Below are 1,581 nucleotides of genomic sequence, written 5' to 3'. Positions count from 1 at the left end.
CGCAGTTCAAAGCCCTCGCCCCGTTTATCCGGGTGCGGGCGCTGACCATCGACAAGATGCCCCAGATTCAGCTGACTCTTGCCGCCGTATTCCGTACTGAGTTTGATGTGCTCTTTCCCGCGCTCGTCATCCATCCGCAGTTTGTTATTCGCCGGCGTGCGCAGCACGTTACGTTTGTAGTTATAAAATGCGACGTGATCCGGGTGTTTCGAGTCGTGCAGCGCGTGTGCGATATAGGGCCTATCCGGGTCGCCCCCTTCAAATGCGATCGCCACTTCCGTCCCCGCCAGCAACGGCCAGTGAAAACCGTAGGTGTCCCCCGCATAGGGCCGCGCCAACCGTACCCACAGGCTTTCTCTCCCCTGCGGCCAACTCGCCCGGTCAAAGTCAAACGACACCCGATACAAGCCGTCTTTGTCGATATCCCCGTACGGGTCGTTCACGATAGTACTGGTCACTCTGGCCGGTAATGTGCCCGCCATCACCGGTTTCGGGATTAATGCCGGGCGAAAACACACGGTTTCTGAATAAGGTATGGCGGTGAATGCCATTTCAAAACTTTTATCCCGGCGGGCGCCGCTGGTGATACCGGTGATAATCGCGCCTTTACGAAAAGCTTCCGGCGCCTCCCCCCGCACTTTCAGCTCCTGCCCCGGTACCAGCGTCGCCGAGGTGGTTAACCCCCGCAGCCGGGTTTGCTGATTCAGGTAACGTTCGTGGTGCAGCCGGGCATAGAACACCCCGCTTTCCACTTCCGGTTCGATGGCGTAACGGTTTCCCAGTACCCGGTAGTTATCGATGTAATGGTAAGCTTCCCCGTAAGTTGTGGGGTCCCCGCGCGTCACATCCGCCTCCACATCCATCCCATACCGCGGCAGCGCGTCGCGGTAGTCGTAATCCCGGGTCAGGATTTTCCCTTCCACCACCTGATGGGTGGTTTCCATGCCCCACACCGCATCCGCCTCTCCGCCGTGCATCCCCGAAGGAGAACGGGCCGGCAGGTACACGTTAAACTGGTAGTAGCGCTGGTCGTCGTAAAACTCCACCACGTCAATGTTCAGCCGCTCATCCGCCGTCACTTTGTACCAGATACCCACTTCCGCCAGCAGCCGCTGCACAAACCGCAGGTCATCCTCGCCGTACTGCATCACCTGTTCCCGCTTCGGGTAGGGATAAGCCAGCGTGAATAAAAAATCCTGGCCCCGGAAATCGTGCCGTTCACGCAAGATTTTTTCCACAATCTCCGGCACCGACATATTCTGGTAAATCGCCGACTGATGGCTGTTCGCCAACAGGGCCAGCCGGGGCACCAGCGTCACCTCGTAATGGCTTTCATCCCGCGAGGTAGACAGCAGTTTAAAGCCACTGATCACCCCATATACCGTACGCAATGGCGCCGGGGGGACCACCGGCATCCCGCGCAGACCCGGATTAACCGGCGGGGAAGTCAGGGTAAATGAGGCGTCCTGCATCAGCATCTGCGCCGGCGCAATCGCCTTCTCCGGGCTGGTAAATTCAATGGTGTAGCAAAAAGGCTGGCTTAAATATTCCTGTCCGGTAAACGCCAGCACATCCAGCGGT

1 protein-coding gene is annotated in these 1,581 nt (G+C 58.4%); it reads right to left on the bottom strand.

All coding sequences use genetic code 11. The features are described 5' to 3' along the window. On the bottom strand, positions 1 to 1,581 hold a 1,581-nt coding region (locus tag EAE89_RS22780), incomplete at both ends, for a type VI secretion system Vgr family protein (RefSeq protein WP_214086644.1).

Origin of the sequence: Photorhabdus heterorhabditis, from assembly GCF_018448905.1 — a bacterium.
Classification (GTDB): domain Bacteria; phylum Pseudomonadota; class Gammaproteobacteria; order Enterobacterales; family Enterobacteriaceae; genus Photorhabdus; species Photorhabdus heterorhabditis.
Note: the sequence above shows the minus strand (reverse complement) of the source record. Positions and strands in the feature narration are given on the sequence as shown.